Source organism: Phreatobacter stygius (genome assembly GCF_005144885.1).
GTDB lineage: Bacteria > Pseudomonadota > Alphaproteobacteria > Rhizobiales > Phreatobacteraceae > Phreatobacter > Phreatobacter stygius.
This window is the reverse complement of record NZ_CP039690.1, coordinates 3,913,848-3,939,179: the sequence shown is the minus strand read 5'-3', so window position 1 is coordinate 3,939,179 and position 25,332 is coordinate 3,913,848. Positions and strand designations below refer to the sequence as shown.

General features: G+C 66.1%; 25 protein-coding genes. 12 read left to right on the top strand and 13 right to left on the bottom strand.

Annotated elements, in window-relative coordinates:
• The first annotated feature begins 585 nt into the window (after positions 1-585).
• Both E8M01_RS18530 and E8M01_RS18525 read left to right on the top strand, forming a co-directional pair.
• A complete protein-coding gene (locus E8M01_RS18530; RefSeq protein WP_136961475.1) occupies positions 586-1,350 on the top strand; it encodes a response regulator in 765 nt (254 codons plus the stop codon).
• Positions 1,347-2,666, top strand: a complete 1,320-nt coding sequence (locus E8M01_RS18525) for an ATP-binding protein (RefSeq protein WP_136961474.1) — start codon at positions 1,347-1,349, stop codon at positions 2,664-2,666. The genes E8M01_RS18530 and E8M01_RS18525 overlap by 4 nt, the downstream gene beginning before the upstream one ends.
• Here E8M01_RS18525 and E8M01_RS18520 read toward each other — a convergent pair.
• Complete coding sequence (locus tag E8M01_RS18520; protein ID WP_215908768.1) at positions 2,663-3,169, bottom strand: phosphatidylglycerophosphatase A family protein; 507 nt, start codon at positions 3,167-3,169, stop codon at positions 2,663-2,665. The two genes, E8M01_RS18525 and E8M01_RS18520, sit on opposite strands and share 4 nt — an antisense overlap.
• Positions 3,166-4,299 carry a dATP pyrophosphohydrolase gene (locus E8M01_RS18515; protein WP_136961473.1) on the bottom strand — a complete coding sequence of 378 codons (1,134 nt, stop codon included), beginning with the start codon at positions 4,297-4,299 and terminating at the stop codon, positions 3,166-3,168. The genes E8M01_RS18520 and E8M01_RS18515 overlap by 4 nt, the downstream gene beginning before the upstream one ends.
• Before the next feature lie 213 nt (positions 4,300-4,512).
• Between E8M01_RS18515 and E8M01_RS18510 the strand changes: the two genes are divergently transcribed.
• From E8M01_RS18510 to E8M01_RS18500, 3 genes are read left to right on the top strand one after another with little or no spacing between them, the layout of a single operon-like run.
• Complete coding sequence (locus E8M01_RS18510; RefSeq protein ID WP_170181958.1) at positions 4,513-5,676, top strand: LptF/LptG family permease; 1,164 nt, start codon at positions 4,513-4,515, stop codon at positions 5,674-5,676.
• A complete protein-coding gene (locus E8M01_RS18505; protein ID WP_170181957.1) occupies positions 5,673-6,863 on the top strand; it encodes an LptF/LptG family permease in 1,191 nt (396 codons plus the stop codon). The genes E8M01_RS18510 and E8M01_RS18505 overlap by 4 nt, the downstream gene beginning before the upstream one ends.
• A 13-nt stretch (positions 6,864-6,876) precedes the next feature.
• A complete protein-coding gene (locus tag E8M01_RS18500) occupies positions 6,877-7,638 on the top strand; it encodes a glycosyltransferase family 32 protein (RefSeq protein WP_136961470.1) in 762 nt (253 codons plus the stop codon).
• Between the two features lie 15 nt (positions 7,639-7,653).
• Here the strand turns inward: E8M01_RS18500 and E8M01_RS18495 are convergent, their stop codons facing one another.
• The gene (locus tag E8M01_RS18495; protein WP_170181956.1) at positions 7,654-8,217 is read right to left on the bottom strand and encodes a DUF4833 domain-containing protein; all 564 of its coding nucleotides are present in this window, start codon (positions 8,215-8,217) and stop codon (positions 7,654-7,656) included.
• 333 nt (positions 8,218-8,550) lie between these two features.
• On the opposite strand from E8M01_RS18495, the gene E8M01_RS18490 reads away from it, so the two are divergent.
• The 5 genes from E8M01_RS18490 to E8M01_RS18470 all read left to right on the top strand — a co-directional run bounded on the left by E8M01_RS18490 (position 8,551) and on the right by E8M01_RS18470 (position 12,031).
• The gene (locus tag E8M01_RS18490) at positions 8,551-8,754 is read left to right on the top strand and encodes a phosphopantetheine-binding protein (RefSeq protein ID WP_246088352.1); all 204 of its coding nucleotides are present in this window, start codon (positions 8,551-8,553) and stop codon (positions 8,752-8,754) included.
• 1 nt (position 8,755) lies between these two features.
• The gene (locus tag E8M01_RS18485; RefSeq protein WP_246088351.1) at positions 8,756-9,967 is read left to right on the top strand and encodes a beta-ketoacyl-[acyl-carrier-protein] synthase family protein; all 1,212 of its coding nucleotides are present in this window, start codon (positions 8,756-8,758) and stop codon (positions 9,965-9,967) included.
• Positions 9,964-10,341: a hypothetical protein gene (locus tag E8M01_RS18480; RefSeq protein WP_136961467.1), complete on the top strand. Its 378-nt coding sequence runs from the start codon at positions 9,964-9,966 to the stop codon at positions 10,339-10,341. Before E8M01_RS18485 ends, E8M01_RS18480 begins: the two co-directional genes overlap by 4 nt.
• The gene (locus E8M01_RS18475) at positions 10,338-10,745 is read left to right on the top strand and encodes a MaoC family dehydratase (protein ID WP_136961466.1); all 408 of its coding nucleotides are present in this window, start codon (positions 10,338-10,340) and stop codon (positions 10,743-10,745) included. The genes E8M01_RS18480 and E8M01_RS18475 overlap by 4 nt, the downstream gene beginning before the upstream one ends.
• Before the next feature lie 215 nt (positions 10,746-10,960).
• The gene (locus E8M01_RS18470; RefSeq protein ID WP_246088350.1) at positions 10,961-12,031 is read left to right on the top strand and encodes a fatty acid desaturase family protein; all 1,071 of its coding nucleotides are present in this window, start codon (positions 10,961-10,963) and stop codon (positions 12,029-12,031) included.
• Between the two features lie 234 nt (positions 12,032-12,265).
• Here E8M01_RS18470 and E8M01_RS18465 read toward each other — a convergent pair whose 3' ends face one another.
• The 4 genes from E8M01_RS18465 to E8M01_RS18450 all read right to left on the bottom strand — a co-directional run bounded on the left by E8M01_RS18465 (position 12,266) and on the right by E8M01_RS18450 (position 15,880).
• Positions 12,266-13,504 carry an aminotransferase class I/II-fold pyridoxal phosphate-dependent enzyme gene (locus E8M01_RS18465; RefSeq protein ID WP_170181955.1) on the bottom strand — a complete coding sequence of 413 codons (1,239 nt, stop codon included), beginning with the start codon at positions 13,502-13,504 and terminating at the stop codon, positions 12,266-12,268.
• Between the two features lie 193 nt (positions 13,505-13,697).
• Positions 13,698-14,516 (bottom strand): SDR family oxidoreductase, encoded by an 819-nt coding sequence (locus E8M01_RS18460; protein ID WP_136961464.1) that lies wholly within the window; start codon positions 14,514-14,516, stop codon positions 13,698-13,700.
• Positions 14,517-14,647: 131 nt separating this feature from the next.
• Positions 14,648-15,091, bottom strand: coding sequence for a cupin domain-containing protein (locus tag E8M01_RS18455; protein WP_136961463.1), 444 nt, complete (start codon positions 15,089-15,091; stop codon positions 14,648-14,650).
• Positions 15,092-15,103: 12 nt separating this feature from the next.
• Entirely contained in the window at positions 15,104-15,880 is a 777-nt protein-coding gene (locus E8M01_RS18450; RefSeq protein WP_170181954.1) for a helix-turn-helix domain-containing protein, read from the bottom strand.
• Positions 15,881-16,063: 183 nt separating this feature from the next.
• Here E8M01_RS18450 and E8M01_RS18445 point away from each other — a divergent pair, with 183 nt between their 5' ends.
• Positions 16,064-16,915: an amidohydrolase family protein gene (locus tag E8M01_RS18445; RefSeq protein WP_136961461.1), complete on the top strand. Its 852-nt coding sequence runs from the start codon at positions 16,064-16,066 to the stop codon at positions 16,913-16,915.
• 28 nt (positions 16,916-16,943) lie between these two features.
• Here the strand turns inward: E8M01_RS18445 and E8M01_RS18440 are convergent, their stop codons facing one another.
• Together E8M01_RS18440 and E8M01_RS18435 are read right to left on the bottom strand one after the other, a co-directional pair.
• Entirely contained in the window at positions 16,944-18,527 is a 1,584-nt protein-coding gene (locus E8M01_RS18440) for an ABC transporter substrate-binding protein (protein WP_246088349.1), read from the bottom strand.
• A gap of 10 nt (positions 18,528-18,537) precedes the next feature.
• The gene (locus E8M01_RS18435) at positions 18,538-20,007 is read right to left on the bottom strand and encodes a M81 family metallopeptidase (RefSeq protein WP_136961460.1); all 1,470 of its coding nucleotides are present in this window, start codon (positions 20,005-20,007) and stop codon (positions 18,538-18,540) included.
• 183 nt (positions 20,008-20,190) lie between these two features.
• Here E8M01_RS18435 and E8M01_RS18430 point away from each other — a divergent pair, with 183 nt between their 5' ends.
• Positions 20,191-20,862 (top strand): helix-turn-helix domain-containing protein, encoded by a 672-nt coding sequence (locus E8M01_RS18430; RefSeq protein ID WP_136961459.1) that lies wholly within the window; start codon positions 20,191-20,193, stop codon positions 20,860-20,862.
• A 35-nt stretch (positions 20,863-20,897) separates the two neighbouring features.
• On the opposite strand, the gene E8M01_RS18425 is transcribed toward E8M01_RS18430, so the two are convergent.
• The 4 genes from E8M01_RS18425 to E8M01_RS18410 all read right to left on the bottom strand — a co-directional run bounded on the left by E8M01_RS18425 (position 20,898) and on the right by E8M01_RS18410 (position 25,214).
• Positions 20,898-22,181 carry a TRAP transporter large permease gene (locus E8M01_RS18425; protein ID WP_136961458.1) on the bottom strand — a complete coding sequence of 428 codons (1,284 nt, stop codon included), beginning with the start codon at positions 22,179-22,181 and terminating at the stop codon, positions 20,898-20,900.
• Between the two features lies 1 nt (position 22,182).
• The gene (locus E8M01_RS18420; RefSeq protein ID WP_136961457.1) at positions 22,183-22,683 is read right to left on the bottom strand and encodes a TRAP transporter small permease; all 501 of its coding nucleotides are present in this window, start codon (positions 22,681-22,683) and stop codon (positions 22,183-22,185) included.
• 77 nt (positions 22,684-22,760) lie between these two features.
• On the bottom strand, positions 22,761-23,756 hold the full coding sequence (locus tag E8M01_RS18415) for a TRAP transporter substrate-binding protein (RefSeq protein ID WP_136961456.1): 996 nt from the start codon (positions 23,754-23,756) through the stop codon (positions 22,761-22,763).
• A gap of 102 nt (positions 23,757-23,858) precedes the next feature.
• Entirely contained in the window at positions 23,859-25,214 is a 1,356-nt protein-coding gene (locus E8M01_RS18410; protein ID WP_136961455.1) for an NAD(P)H-dependent oxidoreductase, read from the bottom strand.
• Between the last annotated feature and the right edge of the window lie 118 nt (positions 25,215-25,332).

The window sequence follows — 25,332 nt, the reverse complement described above, 5'->3', positions numbered from 1 at the left end:
TCGATGTCTGCGTCGCCCCGCCAACGGAACTTTCAGCGATCAATCGCGTTCGATGTTTTCTTCCCTGACTCAGTTCGCTTCGGCAATAACGTCCGAATACGCGGCCAATCCCATTGACGACTCCGCCACGGCGAGGCCATCACATGGATCCAACGCCTCGACTTGAAGCAATTTCGTCAAACAATGCCGCTCTATGTTTCTCCGTTTCGACTCATGCGGCAGTATTGACGGTAAAAACTGAACCTATATGAGTCAATGGCGATTTTATTTCAGTATATTTTGAAATATTTCACGAATATATTGAAACACCCTCCACACGCAGCTGACATCATCTGGCGTACACTTCTGCGGTCACTTTCAGATGCCTGGGGTATCTGGCCGGCCGCGGTGAGGCCGCGCCGTCGAGACGGCGCGCGTCCAGGGACAACTTCGCCGTCAGACGCCGCATTCCGGTTCGTCCGCCGCAGTCAGAGATCGTCATGAGCAGGCGCCGGACACACTTTGTAACAATCGTGAAACCCGAACGAGACACTTCGAAAGTATAGACCGGACGTTCCTATTTCACGGTGCTTCATGCCATCCGAGATGATCTTACGGCCGCCGGACAACACGGCGACGCGCGCACTGCCGGAACCTGGCGGTACTCATGTGTTGGTGGTCGACGATGACGGGCAGATCCGCCAGCTGGTCGCCAAGTTTCTCCGCGCCAACGGGTTCAAGGTCAGCGTCGCACGCGATGGCTACGAGATGCGGGAGGTGGTCGACCATGCAACGATCGACCTGGTCATCCTGGATGTGATGCTGCCCGGCCTGAGCGGTCTCGACCTCTGCCGGGAGCTGCGCGCCCGGTCGCAGATCCCGATCGTCATGCTGACCGCCAAGGGCGACGACACCGACCGCATCGTCGGATTGGAGATCGGCGCCGACGACTATCTGACCAAGCCGTTCAACCCGCGCGAATTGCTTGCGCGCATCAATGCGGTGTTGCGCCGGAGCCTCGGGCCGCGTGAGAGCGAACCGGGCACGCGGGCGCGAAAATATGTCTTCGAAGACTGGACGCTGGATACCTTGCGGCGGGACCTGATCGACCCGCGGGGCGTCGTCATCGAGCTGACCAGCGGCGACTACGATCTCCTGCTGACATTGCTCGAGGCGCCACAGCGCGTGCTGACGCGCGAACATCTGCTGGATGCGTCGCGCAACCGGTCCGCGAGCGGGTTCGACCGCAGCATCGACGTGCAGATCAGCAGGCTGCGCAAGAAGATCGACGAAGCGAACAATCCTCACTCGATGATCCGGACGGTGCGCGGCGTCGGCTATATGTTCAGCCCGGCGGTCAGGCGCGAGTGATCAGGTTCGCCAACTCGGTTCCCGGCCGGACGATCATCGTCCTGATGATCGCGATCGGGGTGCTGCACGTTGCCAGCCTCTGGACCTATCAGGCGTCGCTGCAGGCCGAGATCACCTCCAACAACGACGAGCGGCTCGCCGAACGGCTGGTGTCGATCATGCGCACGGTGATGCGCGTACCGGCCGCCGAACGCGAACTGACCGCGCATGCCCTGGCCGGCGGGCCGTTCGACATTCACTGGAGCTTGGCCGAACACGCGGTTGCCGGCGGTCCCGGCGTCGGGCGCCTCGAAGGCATGCGGAAGCGGCTCCTGGACATCGCCCCGGAACTTGGCGGCGGCAACCTGGTGATCGGAACCAGCGCTACCCTGCGCGATGACGAGCACATCGCGATGATCTCGATGCAATTGCCGGATCGCAGCTGGGTCAATGTCAGCGTCGTGTCGGTGCGTATCCCGCCGCTATCGGGTGACGGCACGCTCTACTCGACCACACTGATGGCCGGCGGCCTGCTGCTGGTCGCCGTGCTTCTGCTCGGCTGGCTGACGCGGCCGCTGAAGGTGGTTGCCGACGCGGCCCGGCAGTTCTCGACGGGGGTCGAGGTGGTCAAGGTTGCCGAAAGCGGTCCGACCGAGGTGAAACAGCTGGCGGCCGCCTTCAACGAGATGCAGGTGCGCATCAAGAAGCTGATCGACGACCGGAGCCAGACGCTGGCGGCGATTTCACACGACCTGAAATCGCCGCTCACCCGGCTGCGGTTCCGCATCGAGGATGTTCCAAGCCCGGAAACCCGATCCGAAATCGAAGCCGACATTGGCGAGATGGAGGCGATGATCGAGGGCGCGCTGGCCTTTCTCAAGGGCGACCGGTCGGACGAGGCCTTGCGATCCGTCGACTTGGCGTCGCTGGTCGAGGCGATCGCGACCGACTTCGACGACATGGGCAAGCCGGTCCGGTTCGCGGCGCCGCGGGCGGTGGTGATCCAAGGCCGCAAGCTGTCGCTCAAGCGGGCCCTGACCAATGTGATCGAAAACGCCATCAAATATGGCGGGCGGGCCGATATCAGCGTGTCGGCGGACGGGCTCAATGCGCAGGTCCTGGTGACCGACCAGGGCCCCGGCATCGACGACAAGGACAAGGAGGCGGTTTTCGCGCCGTTCCACCGGCTCGAGCTGTCGCGCAACAAGGAGACCGGCGGCGTCGGCCTGGGGCTGACGGTCGCCCGCTCGATCGTCCGCGCCCATGGCGGGGATGTCGTGCTGTCGGACCGCGCCGGCGGCGGCCTGTCCGTCCTGGTGACTCTGCCGGCGGCCTAAAGAAGACGCGCGACCAGATGCACCGCGGCCAGCGCATAGACCGCGGCCAGCGCATCATCGAGCATGATGCCGAGCCCGCCCTCGACCCGCCGGTCGATCCGGCCGATCGGCCAGGGCTTGACGATATCGAAAAAGCGGAAGGCGACGAAGCCGCCGAGCAGCATGGCGTAGCCGGGCGGCGCAAAGGCGACGACCGCCGCCATCGCCCAGGTCTCGTCGAACACGATGGCCTGGTGGTCATGGACGCCGGCGGCGCTGGCGGTCGCACCGCAGGCCCAGACGCCGATCAGGCCAGCCGCAACCAGGGCTGCGGCCGCCGGCCAGAAGCCGGCGGCGGCGAGCGCCAGGCCGAGCGGCAGGCCGAGCAGCGCGCCGAAGGTGCCGGGAGCGACCGGCACCAGCCCGACGCCGCCCGACAGGGCGATGAGATGCGCCGGCGCACGCATCAGGAAGGCCGTGTCGAGCCGCGCCGTCCCGGCCGGGCGATGGTCCGGATCGGTCATGCCTGGATGCTCCCGGCGACATCGCCATAGATGCGATAACGCTTGTAGATCGTGCCGCCGATGCGTTCGATGATGCGGCGCATGCGCGTGTTGTCGTCGAGGATCCAGCTCATTTCAAGCTCGCCGGGATAGCGGTTCTGGGCGAACAGCTGGGCAATGGCGGCCATTGGCAGGCGGGCGCCGAAAGTGGTGTCGCGCAGGTCCGAGCGGACGCCGAGCAAGGTGAAGCGATAGCTGGCGAACCGGTGGGTCAGGACCCGCCAGGCGGCGCGTGCCCAGTTGAACGGCAGGAGCCGCCCGTCGAACCCGCGGAACAGCTCATAAGCATTGGGCAGGCCAAAGGCGAAGGCCGAGACACGCCCGTCGATCTCCAGAAATGTCGCGTGATTGCGCCGGAGAATCGGCCGCGCCACCTTGAGCAGGGTCGCCAGTTCCGGCGCGGCGAGCGGAATGAAGCCCCAATTGTCGTTCCACGAGGCGTTGAACAGCTCGGTCATGATCTCGGCCTCGCGGTCGAGCGCCGAGAGGTCGAGCATGCGGGTGGTCATCTGGCTCTGGCCGGTAGGTTTGCCGACCTGCAGCCCGCGCCACTTGGCGGCGTGATCGAGATCGATGACATAGGCGAGCAGATCCTTCAGCGGCGCCAGTCCCGCCGCTTCGACATGGGCGCCGAGATAGGCGGGATGCCAGGGCATCAGGATCATGGCGCCCCGATCCTGGCCTTCGACCTGCAGGCCGGCCTCCTCGTTGATCGAAAAGGTATAGGGACCCTGGAGGGCCGTGCGGCCGCGCCGGGCATGCCAGTCGCGCGCGGTCGCCAGCAGGGCCGCGACGACGCGCGGGTCATCGACCGCCTCGAGGCAGCCGAAATGGCCGACCAGAACCTTGTCCGGCGGGGTCAGCCGATCGAATTGCGCGGAGATGCGGCCAAGCGGCCGGCCATTGCCGTCGGAGGCGATCCAAAAGGCCGCCTCGCCATGGCTGAAGAAGGGTGAGCGCTTCGGATCGATCAGCTGCATCCGCTCGAAATCCAGCGGCGGCTCGAAGCCGGCCAGGCCCGAATAGAGCTCTCGCGGGATTCGGACGAAGCGTCTAAGATCGGCCCGCGTTGTGACTTCGTCGATCCGCACCCGGTTGCTCCTTCCCTTGGCAGCGGGGCGTGATCTTGTGTCGCCGACGCCTGTCGGCATGCTGTCTATCGTGTCATTGGCCGGCAAGCCATCATCACGACGATCAACTCATCATCAGTGGAGCGAACCGGAACGATGCAGTCGCGGCCAGACATCGCGCGAAAGGCCATCGCCCGGACCGGCGTCGCGTGGCGGGACAGGGCCCAGCGAAACATGGCCGGCCAGCCACGCCGGTTTCCGCACCAGCAGGCCAAGCGCGTGATCCGCGACGTGGTGATCCAGGTCGCGCTGGTGCTGCTGCTGATCGAATGCGTGTTCGTTTCGGAAAAGCTGATCTCGGGCCTTTTGGAAGAGGTCCTGAAGATTCGCGCGCCGCTGTCCAAGACCCTGATGATGATGGTCGCCCTGTTGCCCGAAGTGTTCGAGCTGGCGCTGCCGACCGCCGTTCTGATCGCGGTCTATCGGGTCACCCTGGCGATGCGCGAGGATCGTGAATTCCTGATGCTGTCGAGCCTCGGCATTCCACCCCACGGCCTGATCCGGCTGGTGCTGGCGATCGGGCTCGGCGCCCAGATCGCGACCCTGGCGATCGGCGGCTTTGTCGACCCGCTGTCGCGCTACGCCTTCCGGCTGGTCATGTTCTCCGCCCAATACAATGCCCTGACCGGCAATACGGTTTCGGCGAACCGGCTGATCGAGACACGGATCGGCACGGTCGCGGTGACGCCGCGTGCCGGTGGCGACGGCAATCCGCGGCTGTTCGTGCGCCAGGACGACGAGCCGGGACGCGAACGCATCATCGTGGCCAACGGCGCGAGCCTGACCGGGCCCGGGGACAGCGGCCGGGTGTCGCTCCATCTGTTCGATTTCTCGGTCGACGAATTCGCGCTTCCCGCCGCCGGTGCTCCGCGCACCGGCCGGCCGCCGACCGCGCCGTTCTCGTCATTGCGCGGCAGCTCGACCTCACAAAGCATGGTCATCGACGACGTCGTGCCGTTCGACCCGCGCAGCCGCCATGTGGCGGAGCAGACGACCGCCGAATTGTTCATGTCGGCCGGCGCCGACCCGCTGCATCGGCTGGAACTGGGCAAGCGGATCGGCCGCAGCCTGCTCTGCCTGCTGGCGCCGCTGATCGCGATCCTGGCCTTGTCCTTCACCACCCGGCTCAACCAGGCCTTCGTGCTGCCACTGGCCTGCGCCGGGCTGATGGCCACCGAGATCGTCGGTACCGCGGCACTCGCCGGCGTCACCTGGATCGGCGTCGTGCCGATGCTGGCCTTCCTGATCATCATGGCCACCGGCCTGACGCTCGCCATGGCGAGCCTGGTCGCGGCCCGCTCATCGGCCGTGGCGCGCCCAGGGCTCGGCCGCTCGTGACCGGTGCCATCTCCCGCCTGACCTCGACACCGGCCGGCCGGAGCTTCGGCCTGGTGCCGCTCGGCACCTTCACGCGGACGCTGGCGCTTGCCCATGCGCGCCATGTGGCAACCGTTGTCGCGGCGCTGCTGATCGTCGGCCTGACGCTGGATGTCGCGCCGCGCGCCGACCGCATCCTGGCCCAGGCGGCCAACCAGAGCGCCCTTGGCATCACCGGACACCTGGTCTGGTATATCGCGCTCAGGCTGGCCGACCTGACGGGATCGCTGATGCCGCTCGGCACGTTTCTCGGACTGTTCTGGTCGGAGGTGACGCTGACCCAGACGCGCGAGCGGGTGGTCATCTGGAACGGCGGACGCACGCCACTGCAGGCGATCGTTCCGCTGGCCATCGTCGGCGCGCTGTGCGGGATGATCCAGGTCGCCTCGATCGGCATCCTGAGGCCGGCCGCGGTGGCCTATCAGATCGCCCACGGGCTCGGCGACTATGGCGAACGTTTCGATCGCCGGCTGCAGGATGTGCCGCGCTGGATCACCCTCGACAATCAGATGATCAAGGCGCGGCTCGACTACCGGCAGCGCCGGCTGGTCGATGTCGACGTCTACGAGGTCTCGGCCGATAGCCGTCTGGTCTCGCGGGTCGCCGCCAGTTCCGCCCGTCCGGCCGCCGAGGCCGGCCGCTGGATCTTCACCCAGGGCAGCCGCTGGACGGCGCCCAGGGAGGGCGATCCGACGCCGGCGACCGGGGCGGGCGACGCCTGGTGGTTCGACGAAGAAACCATAACGCTGCCGCTCGACCCGCTCTGGCTGGAAAACAGCGGCATCGATGCCCGCTATCTGCCGCAGGCGACGCTTGCCGCTCTCGCCAGCCGCGGCGACGGCATTCCGGACGCGGCGAGCTATTCGACCTGGTGGCATGCCCGCTTCGCCCAGGCTTTCCTGCCGTTCGGCATGATGGTCCTGGCCTCCGCCATGGCCATGACGCTGATCGCCCATCGGCTCAAGTTCAGCGCCATGATGACGATTGGCCTGACCGGCTATTTCCTGCATGTCGCGACCAATATTTTCGTCTGGCTGGGCGAATATGGCCGGTTTCCGCCTGTCGTCGCGACCTGGGGCATGCCGCTGGCGATGATCGGCGTCGCCTTCGCCCTGCTGATCCGGCTCGACCGGATGGGCCAGCGTTGACCGGAACCAGCCGATGATCCCGCCGATCCTGCACCAGACCTGGGAAACCCTGGATCTGCCCGACCATCTCCAGGCATTCCGGCAAACCATCAGAACGCGCAATCCCGGCCTCGACATGCGCCTCTATGACGCCAGCGCCCGCCGTGCCTATGTCGCGGCCCGTTGTCCCGAAGCGCTTGCCGCCTATGACAGCCTGCCGTTCGGTGTGGCCAAGGCCGATCTCTTCCGGCTGGTCGCGGTCTTCGCCGAGGGCGGCTTCTACGCCGATCTCGACATGGAATGCCTGAAGCCGATCGAGCGGTTCCGCAACACCGACCAGGCGGTGTTTTCGATCGAGGCCCAGGTCATGCCACAACGCCAGCGCGAGCTCGGCTACGCGCAGCCGTTCCAGCTCGCCAACTGCATGTTCGGCGCGCCGCCCGGACATCCCTTCCTCTACGCCATGATCACCAAGATCACGCAGCGCCTCGCGGCCACCCCCCTGACCCTGCGCGGCGAGATCGAGGACGCCACCGGCCCCAGGGCGCTGACGCGGCTCTTCTACGCGCTCGAGCCACGCGGCGTCGGCGTGTTGGAACAGGTCTATTGGGTGCCGCCCGACCTCTATGCCGGCCTTCCCTGGCTGAACCGAAACATCCATTTCCGGCATCATTTCGTCGGCGCCTGGAAGCAGCCGCAAGGCCGGCGCCAGCCGCTGGCCAGGCAATGGGTCGAGCGCAACCGCCTGCCGAACCCCTATCCGGCCGGCCTCTGGCACGATTTCGGCTGGCGCTAGAGCCCGGCCCGGCGATCACATATCGAGACGAATTCTTTCACGAATCGCCTCGCCCGTTGCGATATCGAAGCCGTGCACGTCGACGTAATGGATCTTCGGGATGAAGCCGGCGTCATCGGCCGAGGCATAGGCATAAACAACCCGGACCATGCGCGAACCGACCGGCAGCAGGGCGCGCGGCTTGCCCCTTTCGTCGAGATCGATGATCGCTTCACGCGCCCGGTAACCGGCGATGCGCGCGCCGTAGCGACCATCCGGCAAAGCCCGCGTGCTGACCCCGAAAGCAAAGATCCGTTCGAAGAAATTCAGCGCTCGCCTTTGGCCTTGCTCGTCGAAACGGCGCCAGAACGCTTCCACCGGCTGGTTCGGGTCCAGCTTGCCGTCCGGCCGGAGCCGCGCGGCATAGACGATCAGGCTCTTGTTGATCGAGTGCTGGACGTAGAACAGAAGGCCCGGGTCGGTCGCCACCGGCAGGTCGGGCCTGGCCACGATCAACGTCCGCGAGACGGTGACCTCCGAGCCACGCGCGACGATCGGCGGCAGCCGCTGGCCCTGGGCGAGCCCCGGCCGGCTGGCCATCCCATATGCCAATGCGCCTGCAGTCAGAAATAGGGAACGCCGGGTGACCATGATATCAAGCTGGATCCGTGATAGGTGGGGCAATATCGCATAGACATTGCGGCCGATCCTGTGCAACAGGCAATCGCGCTGTAGATAGGGCGCTGCGAACCGTATAGGAACAACAGGTTGAGCCCTTGGGGGGCTTGGGCACTTGGCTTCCGGACGCCGAGCGCATAGCTTGCGCCGAAGTTACCAAAATCCAAAAAAGGCTAATGAATGAGCGACATTGCAACCCGATTTGGAGATGATGAACTCACTCTGGACCTCGTTGACGTCATCGCGAAAGAGGGCATGGTCGATCTCGCTGGCGTCGGGCCGGAGACGACGCTCGAGTCGCTCAACATTGCCAGTGTCGACTACATGATGATCCTCGCCGCCGTCGAAGAGAAATTCGCCGTCTATGTGCCGATGGACGAGAGTCTGGCCCAGGTGAAGGATGTCGGCGGCCTGCTGACGATCCTGAAGGAACGCATCCTCGCCGAGAAGAAGGCCTGACGTGACCGGCAGGCAAGCCGTCATTACCGGCATCGGCGCGATTTCGGTCGCCGGGCTCGGTGTCGAGGCCTTGTGGAATGCCGCCGCCGAGGGCGTTTCCGGCGCGCGCCCGCTGATTCTGTCGCGCGATGTCGGCAATGCGGTGAAGGTCGCGGCCCAGATCCCGGAGCTCGATCTGCCGCAGCTGTTCCCCGACAGAAAAACCGGCTTTTACGATCGGGCCACCGCTTTCGCGCTGATCGCCGCGGCGGAAGCCGTGAAGGATGCCGGCCTTGCCGACGCGCCGCCGTTCGGCAACCGCACCTCGGTGATCGTCGGCACCGGCATCGGCAGCGCCGGCTCGATCGAGGATGCGATCCTCAATCTTGGCGCCGGCAAACGGCCCGATCCGTTGACCGTGCCGCGCTCGATGATGAGCGCCTCGGCCTCCCATATCGGCATGACCTATGGCTGCACCGGCACGACCTTCGTCATTTCCAGCGCCTGCGCTTCGTCGTCGCAGGCGCTCGGCATGGCCATGATGATGGTGCGCTCAGGGCTCGCCGACCGGGTCATCGTCGGCGGCACCGAGGCCATCGTCACGCCCGGCGGCATGAAGGTCTGGGAAGCAATGCGCGTGTTGTCGCCGGATCTCTGCCGGCCGTTCTCCAAGGGCCGCAACGGCCTGTTGCTGGGCGAGGCGGGCGCCGTGCTGATCGTCGAGGCCGAAGAGGTCGCCAAGGCGCGCGGCGCCAGGATCCGGGCCCGCCTGCTCGGCTATGGCACGACCAGCGACGCCAAGGACATTCTCCGGCCAGACCTGGACGGCGCTTCCGACGCCATGGCCGCCGCTCTCGACGATGCCGGGCTGCCGCCAAGCGCAGTCAGCTATGTCAACGCCCACGGCACCGGCACGGTGCTGAACGACACGACCGAGAGCGAAGCGCTGAACCGCATCTTCGGCGATCACATTGCCAACCTGCCGGTCAGCTCGACCAAGCCGGTGCACGGCCATACGCTCGGCGCGGCCGGAGCCGTCGAGGTGGTGATCACCGTGCGGGCGCTGGAAGAAGGCCGGATCCCGCCGACGATCAACCATGCCGCGGCCGACCCGAACTGCCCGATCGACTGCGTGCCCAATGTCGGCCGCCGCCAGCCGCTGTCGGTGGCGATGAGCAATTCTTTCGCTTTCGGCGGCATCAATGCCGCGCTGGTCATCGGGCGCGCCGCGTGAGCCTCGCCGGCCGGCACGCCTCGGCGCGTTTCGGCGTGGTGGCCGGGGCCGGCGACGTCAGGGCTTTCGCGGCGAGCATCGGCGCCGATCCGACGGCCGCGCGGCTGCCGACGACCTATCCGATCCGCTGGCTGACGCGGCCCGAGGTCGTCGCCCTGGTCAAGGCCTTGAGCGCCGACATGCCCATGGCCCTGCCGGTGCATGAACTTCAGACGGTCGAGACTTTCGCGGCCCTGCCGATCGATACGCCACTGTCGATCGAGGTTACCGCGACGCGCACCGACGCGATCCATGTGACGCTCGAAGCCTCGGTCACCGATGCCGGCAACCAGGCGCTGGTCAGGCTTCGCAGCGTGCTCAGGCTGTTTCAATGACCGCCGAGACGCTTGCCGTCGGCAGCCAATTGCCCGAGCATCGTTTCGGGCCGATCGACGCGGCGGCCGTCCGGTGTTACGCCGAGGCCTCGGGCGACGCCAATCCGATCCATGTCGATGCGGGCGCCGCCAAGGCGATCGGCCTCGACGGCCCGATCGTCCAGGGCATGCTGTTGATGGGGCTGGTCGATAGCGCCTTGGCAGCCTGGCTGCCGCAGGCGCGCTGCGACAAGCTTTCGAGCCGCTTTGCCCTGCCGGTCGCCGTCGGCTCGCCGGTGACGGTGGCGGCCCGCGTGGTGCGCCTGGACAGCCCCGAGGGCCGGCGGCGTGTCACGCTCAGGATCTTCGTCCGCGACGGCGCCGACAAGGTGGTGGCGCTGGCCGAAGCGGTGCTGACCGGCTAAAAGGGACCTCGGCCAGCCGCAGGCCGGGAGCGCCGCCGCCATCCTGGTCAGCCTGCCGTGCCAGCACCTGCCTGCATTTGCGGCAGGTCTGCGCCTTTCCCGTCGTTGTCGCGTCGCCTGCCCTTCGCTATCGTCAAAGGCTCATGGTCGCCTCTCCCGACCGCCCGGGCCATTGTTTCGGAGTCCGCCATTTGTCCGTCATGAGCCCGCAGCCCGTGGAAGCCAGGCAGAATGAAAAAAGCGACAGCGCCGTCCTGCTGAAAGCCGCCCACCGCCTGACCGCCGATCTGATGCAGCCCAATCCGGTGCTCTACTGGGTCGACCTGATCGCCAGTTCCGGCCTCGGCTACGGCGCGCTGGCGGCCGCGGTGGCGCCGACGCTACCGGTTCCGCTGCGCATCGCGGCCGGCATCATTGCCGTGCTGGCACTCTACCGCGCGATCCTGTTCATCCACGAACTGACCCATGTCCGGCTGTCGACCTTGCCCGGCTTCTGGACCGGCTGGAACATCCTGGTCGGCATTCCCCTGCTGACCCCCTCGTTCTTCTACGAGGGCGTGCACACGCTGCATCACGCCAAGACCCATTACGGCACCGTGCGCGACCCGGAATACCTGCCGCTCGGCCATAACCGGCCGGTCGAACTCATTCTGTTCACTTTCGCCGCGCTGTTCTTCCCGCTGCTGCTGATCCTCCGCTCGCTCATCCTGGTGCCGCTCGCGGCGGTCATTCCGCCGCTCCGGCGCCTGATGGTGGAGCGCCTGTCGGCGCTGGTGATCAATCCGGAGTTCCGCCGGCCGCCGCTGACGCCGACGCTCGCCCGGCGCTGGCTGGTGCTGGAAACCGTCACCTGCCTTTATGCCTGGGGGGTTGCCGCCCTGGTGCTGTCAGGCGCGATCTCCTGGACTTCGGTCGCCATCGTGCTGGCGATCGCCGCCGGCATCGCCCTGACCAACCAGTTCCGCACGCTGCTGGCGCACCATTGGGAGAACGAAGGCGAGGAGATGGATGCGGTCGAGCAATTGCTCGACACCGTCAACGTGCCGCCGCCGGCCATGCTGCCCATGCTGTGGGCCCCCGTCGGGCTGCGCTATCACGGGCTGCACCATTTCCTGCCCGGCCTGCCCTATCACAATCTCGGCGAGGCGCATCGCCGGATGGTGACGGCGCTGCCGGCCGACAATGCCTATCAGCAGACCTCGAGCACGGGCGCGGTCGAGGTGCTGGCCAGGCTTCTGGCGCACCAGGCGCGCGCCAAGGAGCTGCGCCGCGAGCGGAAGGCCTGAGGGCCTGGTACCGCCGCGCAGTGACTATGACGGGTTCATTTTGGTGCAAACAAGTCGTGGATATCAGGGACAAGCCCGGGCAGGACGACGGGTAGACCTCACCGTGTGCCGGGCCACGGCGCGGGTCCTGCGCCCGGTCCGTTCAGCGCCCGTCGCTCCAAGGACAATTCTCGTCTTGGCCGGGCTTGTCCCTGATATCCACGACTTCAGCCCAATTGCTCATAGAGAGCAGCCTCAGGCCGAGATCGCCCGCGGTGCCATTTCACGCATGATATCGAGGAACTTGTCGATATCCGCATCGGTATGGGCGGCCGAAACCGAAAAGCGCAGCAGCACCTCGCCCGCCGGCGTCGCCGGCGGGATCAGCAGGTTGACATAGATGCCGCGCGCCAGCAGGTCGCGCCAGAAATCCATGCCCTGGACCAGCCCTCGCATGCGGATCGAGCCGACCGGGCCGGGCGCCGCACAGAGACTGTAACCGAGCGCCTCGACACCCAGGCAGAACCGCTCGGCCTTGCGCCACATCTCGGCACGCAAGCCCGGTTCGGACGCGATGATCTCGATGGCGGTGCGCGCCGAAGCGACGACCGCCGGCGGCAAGGAGGCGGTATAAAGATAGGCCCGGGCGAGGAAACGCAGCGACTTGAGCGCCGGATGCATCGTGACGCAATAGCCGCCGATGACCCCGACACTCTTGGAGAAGGTGCCGACGATGGCATCGACCAGATGTTCGGCACCCTGCGCCTCGGTGACACCCCGGCCGTTATCGCCGTAAAGGCCGAGGCCATGAGCCTCGTCGACGAAGACCAGCGCGCCATGGTCTTTTGCGACGGTCGCCAGGCCCTTGACGTCGCCGACATCGCCCCAGACCGAATAGAGCCCCTCCAGCACCACCAGGATGCGCGAGGCCGGAACCGTCGCTTCCTTCAACAGGCGGTCGAGATCGACCGGATCATTGTGCTTGAACGGCTTGAAGGTGGCGCCGCTCGCCCGGCAGGCATCGATGATGCTGGCGTGGCAATGGCTGTCATAAAGAATCAGGTCGCCATCGCTCGCCAGGCCACAAATGGTGCCCATATTGGCCATGAAGCCGGTCGAGAACACGATGGCATCAGGACGATCGTAAAATTTCGCGATGGTTCGTTCGAGCGCGACGTGGCCGTCCTGATTGCCCGAGGCGACACGTGAAGCGGTCGAGCCGGTGCCCCACTGGCGCAACGCCTGTTCGGCGGCGGCGATGCAGCGCGGATCGAAATTCAGGCCAAGATAGCTGTTGGTGCCGAAAAGCGTGGTCTGGCGGCCGTCGATCACCGCTTGGACCGGACCGTCGAACCGCTCGATCTGGATCCTGAGCGGATGATCGGCATTGCCGACCGAGCGGTCGATCATGTCGCCGATCATGCCGACGCGGCGGAGGATGCCGGACAGTTGCGTGGTAGCGGCCGCAGCTTCGGGCCGGGTGTTCTGCTGCACAGGGCTATCCGACATGGGCGAGCAAGCTACCTTCGACCGACCGACAAACCGGTGACTGTGTGTCACGACAGTGACGCTATAGTCACCTTAGGCGAAGTGAGCAAGCTTCGGGCCAATCCCCGGGTGATCGACGCCGCCCTCGTCGCCGTTCGAAATTGGCCGGTTCGACGGCTTTTTCCGAGGTTTTCGCCGCTCAGGGCCGGAGCCGATAATAGATGCCGAGCCCCCATTGGAACAGCCGGGCCGGAATGAACGCCCTGCCCGCGACCAGGATGCGCTGGGCCAGCGGGCCAACCACGTAGCGCGGCGCGGTGGCGCGGCCCTCGACAATGTCGGCGATCCGCCGCGCAACCCCGACAGCCGGCGAACCGGCGCGTTCTTCCGCCTCGAAGGTCGCCAGCACGCGCGGAAACACGCCGGCATAGGCCGAGGCCTCCAGCCCGGAGGCTTCGGTTCGCTGGCGATTGTCGACCACGCTGGTGGCGGTATCGCCAGGCGCGACCAGGGTGACCTGGACACCGAAGCCGGCAACCTCCAGCCGCAGGCTCTCGCTCAGGCCTTCGAGCGCAAATTTGCTGGCGCTGTAGAGCCCCTGGAACGGCAGGCCGACACGGCCGGCGAGCGAGCCTATGTTGACGATGACGCCGGCGCGCTGCGCCCGCATGGCCGGCAAGGCCGCCCTGGTCACCCGCAGAGCGCCGAACAGATTGGTCTCGAACAGCTGGCGCGCCTCGGCGAGCGTGGTGTCTTCGACCGCGCCGGCCAGCACCAGGCCGGCATTGTTGACGACGGCATCGATCCGGCTCTGTTCGGCAAGAATGGTCGCCATGGCGGCCGCGACCGAGCTATCGTCGGCAACGTCAAGCCGGATCATCCGCCACGCCGCCGGATGGCGCTCCGGATCCCGGCTGGTGCCGTAGACGATATGGCCCCTGTCATGGAGCATGGCCGCAGCGGCGCGGCCGATGCCCGACGACGCTCCGGTGACCAGCACGACCTTGGCGACTTTCATGCCCGCTCCCGACCTGAGGCTCGCGGTTGTCTAGCGCAAGCCGATGCCGGGTGCATCATGCCATGTCGCGAGGCCAGGGAGAGGCACGCCACGGCGACCATGGCGCGCCAATGTCCCGCCATGCCGCGCTGTCAGAGATCGGTGCGCTCGTCCGCGACGTCGCGGCGCTTGTCCATGTCGAAACGCCCGGCATAGATCGGTCGTCCGCCGGTGGTCGGTCCGGGATATTGCACGATCAGGATATCGCCGCCGGTCGCCGTTTCGAACTTGCCTTCGAAATGGGGATCGGGATGGAAGATCATGGTTCCGGGCTTGCAGAGCGTGTCGTCGATCTTGAATTCGCCGCTGAGAATGTACCAGACCTGCGCGAAATCGTGGTTGTGCAGAGGATGGTGGGCGCCCGGCTCGAGCCGGAGAATGCCGGCATTGGGCTCGGTCGGCCGCTCGGGGCGCGGATGAAACAGCATCTTGCCGGTCTCGCCCGGCCACCGGATGGTTTCCCAGCCGATGTCGTCCATATGCTTGATTTCATAAGGCAAATGCGCGCCGCTGGGCGTGATGGCCACCGTCTGCATGGGTGTTCTCCCTTAGCCTGATTTGGTCTTGGATTGCCGCATCGACTGGGATGCGGTGGGGACTCTCCACCAGTCGAAATGTTCGGTCTTCAGTGGAGATTTCGCGACGACCATCAGCACGCGCGCTTCGTCGTCTCCGATGTTGTCGGCGCGATGCGGCAATTCGGAATTCAGGAAGATGCCCTCGCCAGGGGCCAGATCGAAGCTCTCGGCGCCAACGTGGAACTGGATGCGCCCGCTGATCACGTAGCAATATTCCTGGCCCGGATGCGAGACCATGAGATCCATCCGGTTCTTCCTCGGAAAGACCAGGTGAAAGACCTCCAGGTCGTCGTTCGGCATGCCGCCGGCAAACAGCGACCAGCGATAGCCGGTGGCGGGGATGGCCTGGGCTTCGCCGGCATCGCCGATCCGATGCACGGTGACATCGCTGCGCAGCTGATCCGGCGCGGCCGCGAACAGTTCGCCGACACCGATCTCCAGGACCTGGGCGATCTGGATGAGGTTGGCGACCGAACTCGAGACCTGGCCGCGTTCAAGCCGCGAGACGAAGGCGTCGGAGAGCCCGGCACCATCGGCCAGCTCCTTCAGCTTCATGCCGCGTTCCTCGCGCAGCGCGCGGATGCGTGCGCCCAGTCCGAGCAGTGCATCATCTTGCATTTTCATGTTTGGCAGTTTTTCCTTCGATTGCGTTGGTGTCAATAGAAATTGTCTTCCATGCAACTCGTCAAAAATGGACAGCAGATTTTCCAGTGAAACCCATCGAGCGCGCAAGGCAAGATTGCGCACGACGCAACCGGCGCTTCCGGCAGGCGGTATCGGGACGGACGGAAGCATCTGGGGACGACGCACCGCCGGCCTTGATCATCACGTCCCGCGTGCCGATCCTGCGCCGGCTTGCGCGGCGGACGGCCGCTGCGCCCGACATCGGGACGCGGCGGGCCCTTAGCGGATGAACCCTGGCATGGCCTCATGTTGATCGACGCTCATCAGCACTTCTGGTCGCTCGCGCGTGGCGACTATGGCTGGCTGACGCCGGCGCTCGGGCCGATCCATCGCGATTTCGGCCCAGCCGATCTTGGTCCCCTGATCGCCCGCCACGGCATCGCCAGGACCATTCTGGTGCAGGCGGCGCCGACACCGGAAGAAACCGAATTCCTGCTGGCGATCGCGCGGGACGAGGCGTGGGTGGCGGGTGTGATCGGCTGGGCCGATTTCGCCGCCGCCGATGCGCCGGCGGCGATCGCCAGGCTCTCGGGCGACCCGTTGCTGGTCGGCCTGCGCCCGATGGTCCAGGACATTGCCGATGATGACTGGCTGATACAGCCGTCGCTGCGGCCGGCCTTCGAGGCGCTTGCCGCGACCGGCCTGGTCTTCGATGCCCTGGTGCTGCCGCGCCATCTCCCGCGCCTGCTGAATGTCGCGAAACGCCACCCCGATCTGACCATCGTCATCGACCACCTGGCGAAACCGCCGATCGCCGAGGGCCGGCTCGATCCCTGGCGCGCCGACATGGCGGCGCTCGCGGCCTTGCCGAATGTCGCCTGCAAGCTCTCCGGAATGGTCACCGAGGCCGGGCCTGGCTGGACCACGGCGCAACTCGCGCCCTATGCCGCCCATGTCCTAGCGGTGTTCGACGCGGAGCGCCTGTTATGGGGATCCGACTGGCCGGTGGCGACGCTCGCGGCAGGCTATGATGACTGGGTCGCGGCGACCGGCGACCTGCTCGGCCAGCTGTCGCCGGAGAGCCGTGCGGCGGTGCTCGGCGGCAATGCCGCCCGCATCTATCTCGGCCGGCGGGGCCGCGGCGCGAACCCGGCGTGAATGCCGCCGGGGCCCGCTGCGATAGGGTTCAGCTCTTGCGCAGGTTCCAGAACACCGCCGCGCTGGCGGGAACGATATCGCTGACCACGTTGCGGAAGATCGTCGGCTGCTGAATCTGGCCGAGCGGCACATAGGGCGCCATGTCGAAGGCCTGCTGCTCCATCTCGGTGGCGAGCTTGCGCTGGGCCGCTTCGTCGGGGGCGGCGAACCAGGCGGTGCGGAGCGCCTCCATCTTCGGATCGGTGAACCAGCCGGCCCAGCCCGCCGGCCCGTTGCCGCGCATGCCGAGATGGGAGGCCGGGCTCATGAATTCCGGCGCGACCGCGGTGGTGTGGAAAATGTTCCAGCCGCCGTCCTCGGCCGGCTTTTGCGACGCCCGCCTGGCCAGCAAGGTGCCCCAGTCGGTGGTGACGAGATCGACCTGCATGCCGAGCCGGCGCAACAGGTCGGCGGTGACCTCGCCCAAAGGCGCCAGAAGCGGCAGGTCGGCGGAAGCCAGGATGACGACCTTGCGGCCGTCATATTGGCTCGCCTTCAGCATGGCCCGGGCTTCGTCGAGCTTGCCGTCCATCACGGCCGAACCGGTTCCGGTCGAGAGCGGCGTGCCGCAGGGGAAAAAGGCCTTGCACTCGCGGTAGAGCTTGGGATCGCCGACCATGGGCTGGAGGTAGTCGTTCTGGTTGACGGCGCGCAGCACGGCGCGGCGCACCGCGACCTCGTTGAACGGCGGCACGAGGCTGTTGAACCGCAGCATCACATAGGTGCCGATCGGATCGAGCGTGGAGATGGTGACATTGCGCTGCCTGGCGACCAGCGGCAGCAGATCGGGCGACGGCACTTCGAGCCAATCCACCTGGCCGGTCCTGAGCGCCGACATGGCGGTCGATGCATCGGGGATCGTGTGCCACTGGACGCGCGCGACATTGACGACCTTGCCGCCGGCCATGCCATCCGGCTTTTCGTTGCGCGGCACATAGCCGTCGAAGCGGGAATAGGCCGCGCTGGCGCCTTGCCGCCATTCACTGGCCAGGAAACGGAAGGGCCCTGAGCCGACCGCCTCCTTGATCTGCTGGCTCGGGTCGGTCAGCGCCAGCCGCTCCGGCATCATGAACGGCACCGGGCTCGACAGCTTGCCGAGCGCCTCCGGCAGCAGCGGGAACGGCGCCTTGAGGCGAAAGCGAATGGTGCGGTCGTCGACCGCGGCCAGTTCGTCGGTATGGGCCATCAAGGTCTGGCCGAAGCCGTCGCGCGCGGCCCAGCGGCGAATGCTGGCGACGCAGTCACGGGCGAGCACAGCCGTCCCGTCATGGAACTTCAGCCCCTCGCGCAGCCGGATCGTGCAGGTCTTGCCATCGTCGGTGACCGTATGGCCCTCGGCCATCTGCGGCCGGATGCGAAAGCTCGAGTCGAGCGAGAACAGCGTGTCGAAGACCATGTAGCCGTGGTTGCGCACGACATAACCGGTGGTCCAGATCGGATCGAGCGCGGCGAGATCGCTGGAGGGAATGAAATGCAGCGTGCTGGCCGGCTGCGCGATGGCTGGCCGGGCGAGCGGCGCCAGAGCCGCTCCAGCCAGGGTGCCAAGCGCGGACCGTCGGGTCATCGAGGCCATGGCCTGCTCCTCAATTTACGGCGAAGGGATCGGCGACACGCGGCCAGAACGGCGACGCCAGCCGGGTATAGGGAATTTCGGCATAGGCAAATTGCAGCGCGCCGGGGCTGGAGACGTAGCGAACCTGCCGGGCGATCGGCGCGAAGGCCGCCTGGAAATGCTGCGACGATTTGACTGCCACCAAGAGCTTGTCGTGCAAGGTCAGGCCAAGCCCGGTGAACGCGTCCGGTGCGAAGGTCTGCGCCCGCCTGGTCACCAGGACGAGATCGATGCCGTCGGCGGAAACCCAGACGCTGGGGCCGAAACTCGAGCGGCCGCCGCTCAAGCCGGCTTGCGAATGATCGGGCGCGATCTTGCGCACCGTCACCATGAGGTCGACGGCATCGCCGGAGGCCGGACCACATTTGCCGCCGACACGCAGGAGAAAGCGCGCGCCCTCGCCGGCCTCGATGCAGAACTGGACCGCCTGCGGATCCCAGAAGCAGCCGAGGACCGCGCCGGTGATGCCGCGCTCGCGGATGCGCTTGAGCAGGAAGGTGCTGTCGGCCGGCGCGCCGCCGCCGGGGTTGTCGGCCGCGTCGGCGAGCACGACGAGGCCCTTGCCGTCGGCGAGGACCGCGTCGAGCGCTTCGTCGATGCTGTCGAGCCGGGCGGTGATCGCCTCGCGCAGATCCCACAATTCGCGGCCGAGCCGGGCAGCCAATGCCTTGGCCTTGGCTTGGTCGCCGTCGGCGATGACGACCACCTTGGCGCCGACATCGGGCACGTCGGCCCAGGGAAAGCCGTGGCCGAACGACACCGAGAGAATGCCGTCCTTGCCTTCCATCGCCATCATCCGGTCGACGAAACCGCGCAGCGGCTCCTGGGTCGGCCGGAAGGTGCCGATCATCCGGCAGTCGTGATAGGCCATGACCGGCCGGGTCTTGCCGGAAGCGGCATCCAGGCACAGGCGATAAAGTTCCGGCGCCCGGTCGCCGATATCGGTATGGGGATATTCCTTGAAGGTCACGATTGCCGTCGCCGAGCTACGCATCAGCTCGGTCAGATGACAATGCAGGTCGAGCTCGATGCCGATCTTCACATCCGGGCCGACAACCTCCCGGACCCGTGCCAGCGTATCGCCCTCGCAATCGTCATAACCTTCCGCCACCATGGCGCCATGCATGAACAGCAGGACCACGTCGACCGGCATGGCGGCTTTCAGATCCGCGAGCAGGGTGTCGCGCAGCTCCTCGTAGATATCGCGCAAGGTGGTGCCGGCCGGTTGGGCGAAGGTGCAGATGCTCTCGACGACCTGATGGCCGTCCGCTTCGCCCTGCTTGCGCCAGGCGATCAGGGGGATGTTGGCCGTAGTGGCCGGGTGCCGGCTGCCGTCGTTGCGGAACCATTCCCGTCCGCCACCGGTAAAGGCCGCCCGGCCTGTCGGGATCGGTGAAAAGGTGTTGGTCTCGGTGGCGAGCGTCGCCATGAAAATCTTCATGCCTGCAACTCCGGCGCTCCGAGCGGCGCCTGACGCCGCATTTTCCGGGCGGCGCATTGTCAGCCCGGTTCAAACCGAATGACAAGGGCAAAATTTCAAAATCGTGGAATTTTTTAGCGCATCAACTAAACTATCATCAAATGTCGCTATTCGCTTTCAGCTCTGACATAGTTGGCCCTGGCCATGACCGTCCCTGATTCATCTCCTCAGCGCCCTCAGCTCGGCGATTGCCTGAAGGCCGCCCGGCGCGCCCGCGGCCTGACCTTGAAAGATGTCTCGGCACGGACCGGCATGGCGCTTTCGACCCTGTCGAAGGTCGAGAACCACCAGATGTCGCTGACCTATGACAAGCTCTTGCAGTTGAGCGCCGGGCTCGGCATGGAGGTGGCGGAACTGTTCCATCCGGCCGAGATGAACGCGCCGGTCAGCGCCATGCCGACGGCGCGCCGCAGCATCAGCCGCAAGGGTGAAGGGCAGTTCGTCCGGACCAAGGCCTATGGCTATTCCTATCAAAACACCGAGCTTCTGGGGAAGCGGATGATCCCGATCATCGCCGAGCTCACGGCCCGGAGCCTGGACGAATTCGGGCCGCTGATGCGGCATTCCGGCGAGGAATATCTGCTGGTGCTCGAGGGCCGCGTCGCCGTCCATACCGAGTTCTATGCCCCCGAACTGCTGGAGCCGGGCGACGGCATCTATATCGACAGCACCATGGCCCACGCCTATCTGAATGTCGGCGACGGGCCGGCCCGGGCGATCTGCGTGTGCAGCGCCGACAGCCCCGACCTTTACGAGCAGCTCCAGACCCTGGCGCGCCGCAGCGCGATCCCGAAAGCGGATGACCGGGAAATCTGAAACAGCCCCCGGACGCGCGGCCGCAGTGCTCCCCGTCAGTTCAAGAGAACCCGGGGCAGCCAGAGCACGGTTGACGGAAACACGGTGATCAAGACCAGCACCAGGAGACCGGCGCCGAGGAAGGGGCCGAGCTCGCGGCTCTCCTCTTCCAGCTTCACCCCGGCAAAATTGGCGCAGATATAGAGGAGAATGCCGACCGGCGGCGTGATCAGCCCGAGGCAGAGGTTGAACACCATCACCAGGCCGAAATGGACGAGGTCGATGCCAACCGCGCTGACCACCGGCACCAGCACCGGGATCAGGATGAACAGCGCCGGCAGCGGCTCCATGAAGATGCCGATGATCAGCAAGAAGACGTTGATCATCATCAGGATGACCAGGGGGTCGCTGGAGATCGAGGCGATCCAGGCGGCGATCGCCCTGGGCATGCCGGAGACCGCGAGCAGCCAGCCGAAACCGCTCGACAGCGCGATGATGAACATGACCAGCGCGGTATCGAGCGCGGTCTGCACCAGGATCGGCCAGATCGTCCTGAGGCTCAGCTCGCGATAGACGAAGAAGCCGACAAGGGCGGCATAGACGACCGCGATGGTGGCGCTCTCGGTAACGGTGACGATGCCGCCGGTGACGCCGAGCAGGATGATGACCGGCATCATCAGGGCCCAGAGCGCCGGCCCGACCATGCGCGGGATCTCGCGGAACGGCACGGCGTCCGTGGTCGGATAGTTGCGCCGGACCGAGATCCAATAGGCCGCGATCATCAGCGACAGGCCCAGGAGAAAGCCCGGCACGATGCCGCCGAGGAACAGGGCGATGATCGACACGCCCTTGCCGGCCGACAGGCCGTAGATGACCAGCGGGATCGACGGCGGGATGATCGGTCCGTTGACGCAGGCGGAGGCCATCAGCGCGGCGGCGAAACCGCCGCCATAACCCTGCTTCTTCATGGCCGGTATCAGCACCTTGCCGAGCGCCGAGGCATCGGCCGCGGCCGAGCCGGACAGCCCGGAAAAGATCATCGCGGCCATGACCGAGGTCAGCGCCAGGCCACCGCGAAACCGGCCGACCATGGCATTGGCAAGATCGATGATCTGCCTGGTAATGCCGCCGCCATTCATCAGGTTGCCGGCCAGGATGAAAAAGGGAATGGCCAGCAGCGCGTAACTGTCGGCGCCGACCAGGGTGCGCTGGGCGAGCAGCGACATGGGCAATCCGCCATGGGTCCAGATCGCGCCCATGGTGGCGATGCCCATGGCGAAGCCAATGGGAAAGGAGAGCGCGAGAAGCAGGAAGAAACCGCCGATCAGCACCGTGCTCATGTCAGAAATCCCCAACCGAGCCTTCGGGCACCCGTTTCGAGGGATCGACGATCTTCTCGACGAAAAAGAACATCATCATCACGCAGGCGACCGGCGCGGAAAAATAGAACCAGGCCGGCGTGATATCGAGCGCGCCATAGGTATTGGGCAGGACGTCGATGCTGAGTTTCACCGAGTAGATGAACAGCACGACAATGAAGCCGAGATTGCCGGTCTCGATCACCCAGAACATGATCTGCCTGGCGCGGCCGGCGAGCATGTCGATGAACATGTCGACACCAATATGCAGCTTCTGACGATAGAGCACCGCGGCGCCGATGAAGGTGATCCAGATGAACAGGATGTTCGACACCTGCTCGATCCAGGCGATCGGCGCGTTGACCACATAACGCCACCAGACCGCCGCCAGCGTGATCAGCACGATGGCGGCGACGCAGGTGCCGAGCACCAGCTTCGCGACCTCGGTGATCGCGTCGCAAATCCTTCCGATGACAGGTTTCATGCCCGGTCCCAGGCCGATGGCGCGAAGGAGGCGGGGCGGCGGGCGGCCGCCCCGCGGCGGCAGGGCTCAGGTGTGGCTCAGGTGACCTGGCCGATGCGCTCGACCCACTTCTTGCCGGCCGGGAACTCGGTCACCAGGTTGCGCACCGAGGCGGCGAACGCCGCCTTGTCGACCTCGGTGATCATGATCCTCTTCGCCTTGACCTGTTCCATGACAGCCGTGTCGTCGGCGATCACCTTGGGGCGCAGTTCCGCCTCGACGTCGCGGGCGGCCCGGTCGAGCGCCGCGCGCTGGTCCGGCGTCAGGCGCTGATAGGCGACCTCGCCGACCAGGATGCAATTGTCCTGCATCATGTGCTCGGTCAGCGAGAGGTGGGTATTGGCGTCGAAAATGCCGGAATTGAAGGTCAGCGCGATCGGGTTCTCCTGACCGTCGATGACCCCGGATTTCAAGGCCTGGAACACCTCCGGGAAGGGCAGCGGCGTGGGCGAGGCGCCAAACATTTCGAAGGTCCGCCGCCACAGCGCGGTCTCCGGCACGCGGATCTTCAGCCCCTTCATGTCGGCCGGAGCGCGGACCGGCCGGTTGCAGGTCAACTGGCGCGGCATGCGCGGAATGGCGCCGAGCGGACGGAGTTTCGCCTGGCTGGCGGTATCGGCCTGATATTCGGCACGAATGGTGTCCCAGACCCGATCCTTGTGGGCGACGTCCTTGAACAGATAGGGATGGGTCCAGACCTCGGCGGGCCGATACCAGCCGGCCAGCACGCCCTGGCCCGGGGTGGCGACATGCACGGCACCCTGCAGCAGCGCTTCGACATGTTCGCGTTCGCCGCCGAGCGAACCACCGTGATGCGAGGATATGACGATCTGATCCTTGGTCAGTTCGGCGACACGCTTGGCGAAGAAGTCGAGTGCCACGCCGATGAAATCGGCGGCCGGCGTTCCGGTCGCGCCGATCCATTGCAGCCGCTGGGCGCGCAGCGTCGCCGGCGCGGCGATGATCGCGGCGCCCGTGGCGAGCGTGCCGAGAACGCCGCGGCGGGTGAAAGACGATGTCCCTTGATGTCGCATGGTGGCTCCCTCCTCGTGTTGCCGTCCGGCCCGTTGACCGGGCTCTGACGTGCAGGCCGCGCCGGCGAACCCGGCGCGACTGGCAATGATCAGACCAGGTCGTCAGCCGCCCGCCTCGGGGCGCGCGAAGGCAGCCTCCATCTCGCGGCGGACCCGGACGGCGATATCGTTTTGATCATAATCGACGTCGCTCCATTTGAGCCGCTGGCCGCGCGCGATATCGCTGTTCAACCTGACGCCGTGGGCAAGGCCGAGCGGCAGATAACCACGCTCGAGCGAGGTGTCGGCCGGGGTCTGCTTGCCCCAGACGCAGAAGCCGCCCTCGCCGTCGAGCATTTCGCCCGCCTTGAGGTCGCGCTTGGCGGTGGCGATCACGTCGGAATTGAACATGATCGGCGCCCCGGTCGGCTCATGGCGCAGCGCCACGGAGGCGACGGAGATGCCGAGCTCCAGGCCGATCATGTGGATCGGCCGGTAGAGCGCGGCATATTTACCGCTGGAATCCTGCAGCATGCTGTATTCGCGGAAGCACTCCTGCGAATAGGCGCTGTCGCTCTCGAACACCACATAGGTGCCCATGACCAGGCTGTGCGGCACGTCGGTGCCGTCGCGATAGACCGACGAGGTCACCTCGGTGACGCCGGCCCGCTCGAGCACGCCGCCGGATGATTTCGGTTTGCAGATCTCGGCATGTTCGAACCGGGTGGCCGGCGGAAAGGACAGGCCCTCGGCCTGCGAATGAAGGCCGGTGGCATTGCACACCGCGGTCATCTCGATGCCCGACTTGGTGCCGTCGACGAAGGAGTTGAACATCTTCGGATTGATCGAGGTCCGATCCTTGATCTTCATATATTTGTCGAGGATGTCCCAGACCGTGTCGGGCGTCGATTGATGATAGGTCGGGTGGTAGCGCGTGCCCTTGCCGGCCGAAACCACCCGGAAACCGGCGGCGCGCGCCCAGTCGATGTGATCGGCGATCAGCGCCGGCTGGTCGCCCCAGGCGAGCGAATAGACGACGCCGGCCTGGCTGGCCTTGCGCGCCAGGATCGGACCGGCGACCGCATCGGCCTCGACATTGACCATGACGATGTGTTTGCCGTTGTCGATCGCCTTCAAGGCGAAACGGATGCCGGCGCCGGGGTCGCCGGTCGCCTCGATGATCACCTCGATGGCGGGATGGCCGATCATCAGGTCGGCATTGTCGGTCACCACCGTGCCGCCGCTCTCGAGCGCGTCGTCGATCGACCGGGCGGCATATTGTTCGGCCGGCCATGACCCGGCGGCGAGCTGCGAGCGGGCCCGCGCGGTGTTGAGATCGGCCACCGCCACCAGATGCATGCCCTCGGTCGAACGCACCTGGCTTGCGAACATGGTGCCGAACTTGCCGGCGCCGATCAGGCCGACCGTCACCGGCCGGCCGGCGGCCTGACGTTCGAGAAGCATTCGATGCAGGTTCATGCGCTTGTCCTCTCAAAGACCCTGAACCGGGCGCCGCATCGGCGGCCCCCGGGACTGCCGCGCCAGCTCGGGCGCGCCGACAGACAAGGCGGCAGGAGGATTTGAGAGGAGCGCGGGA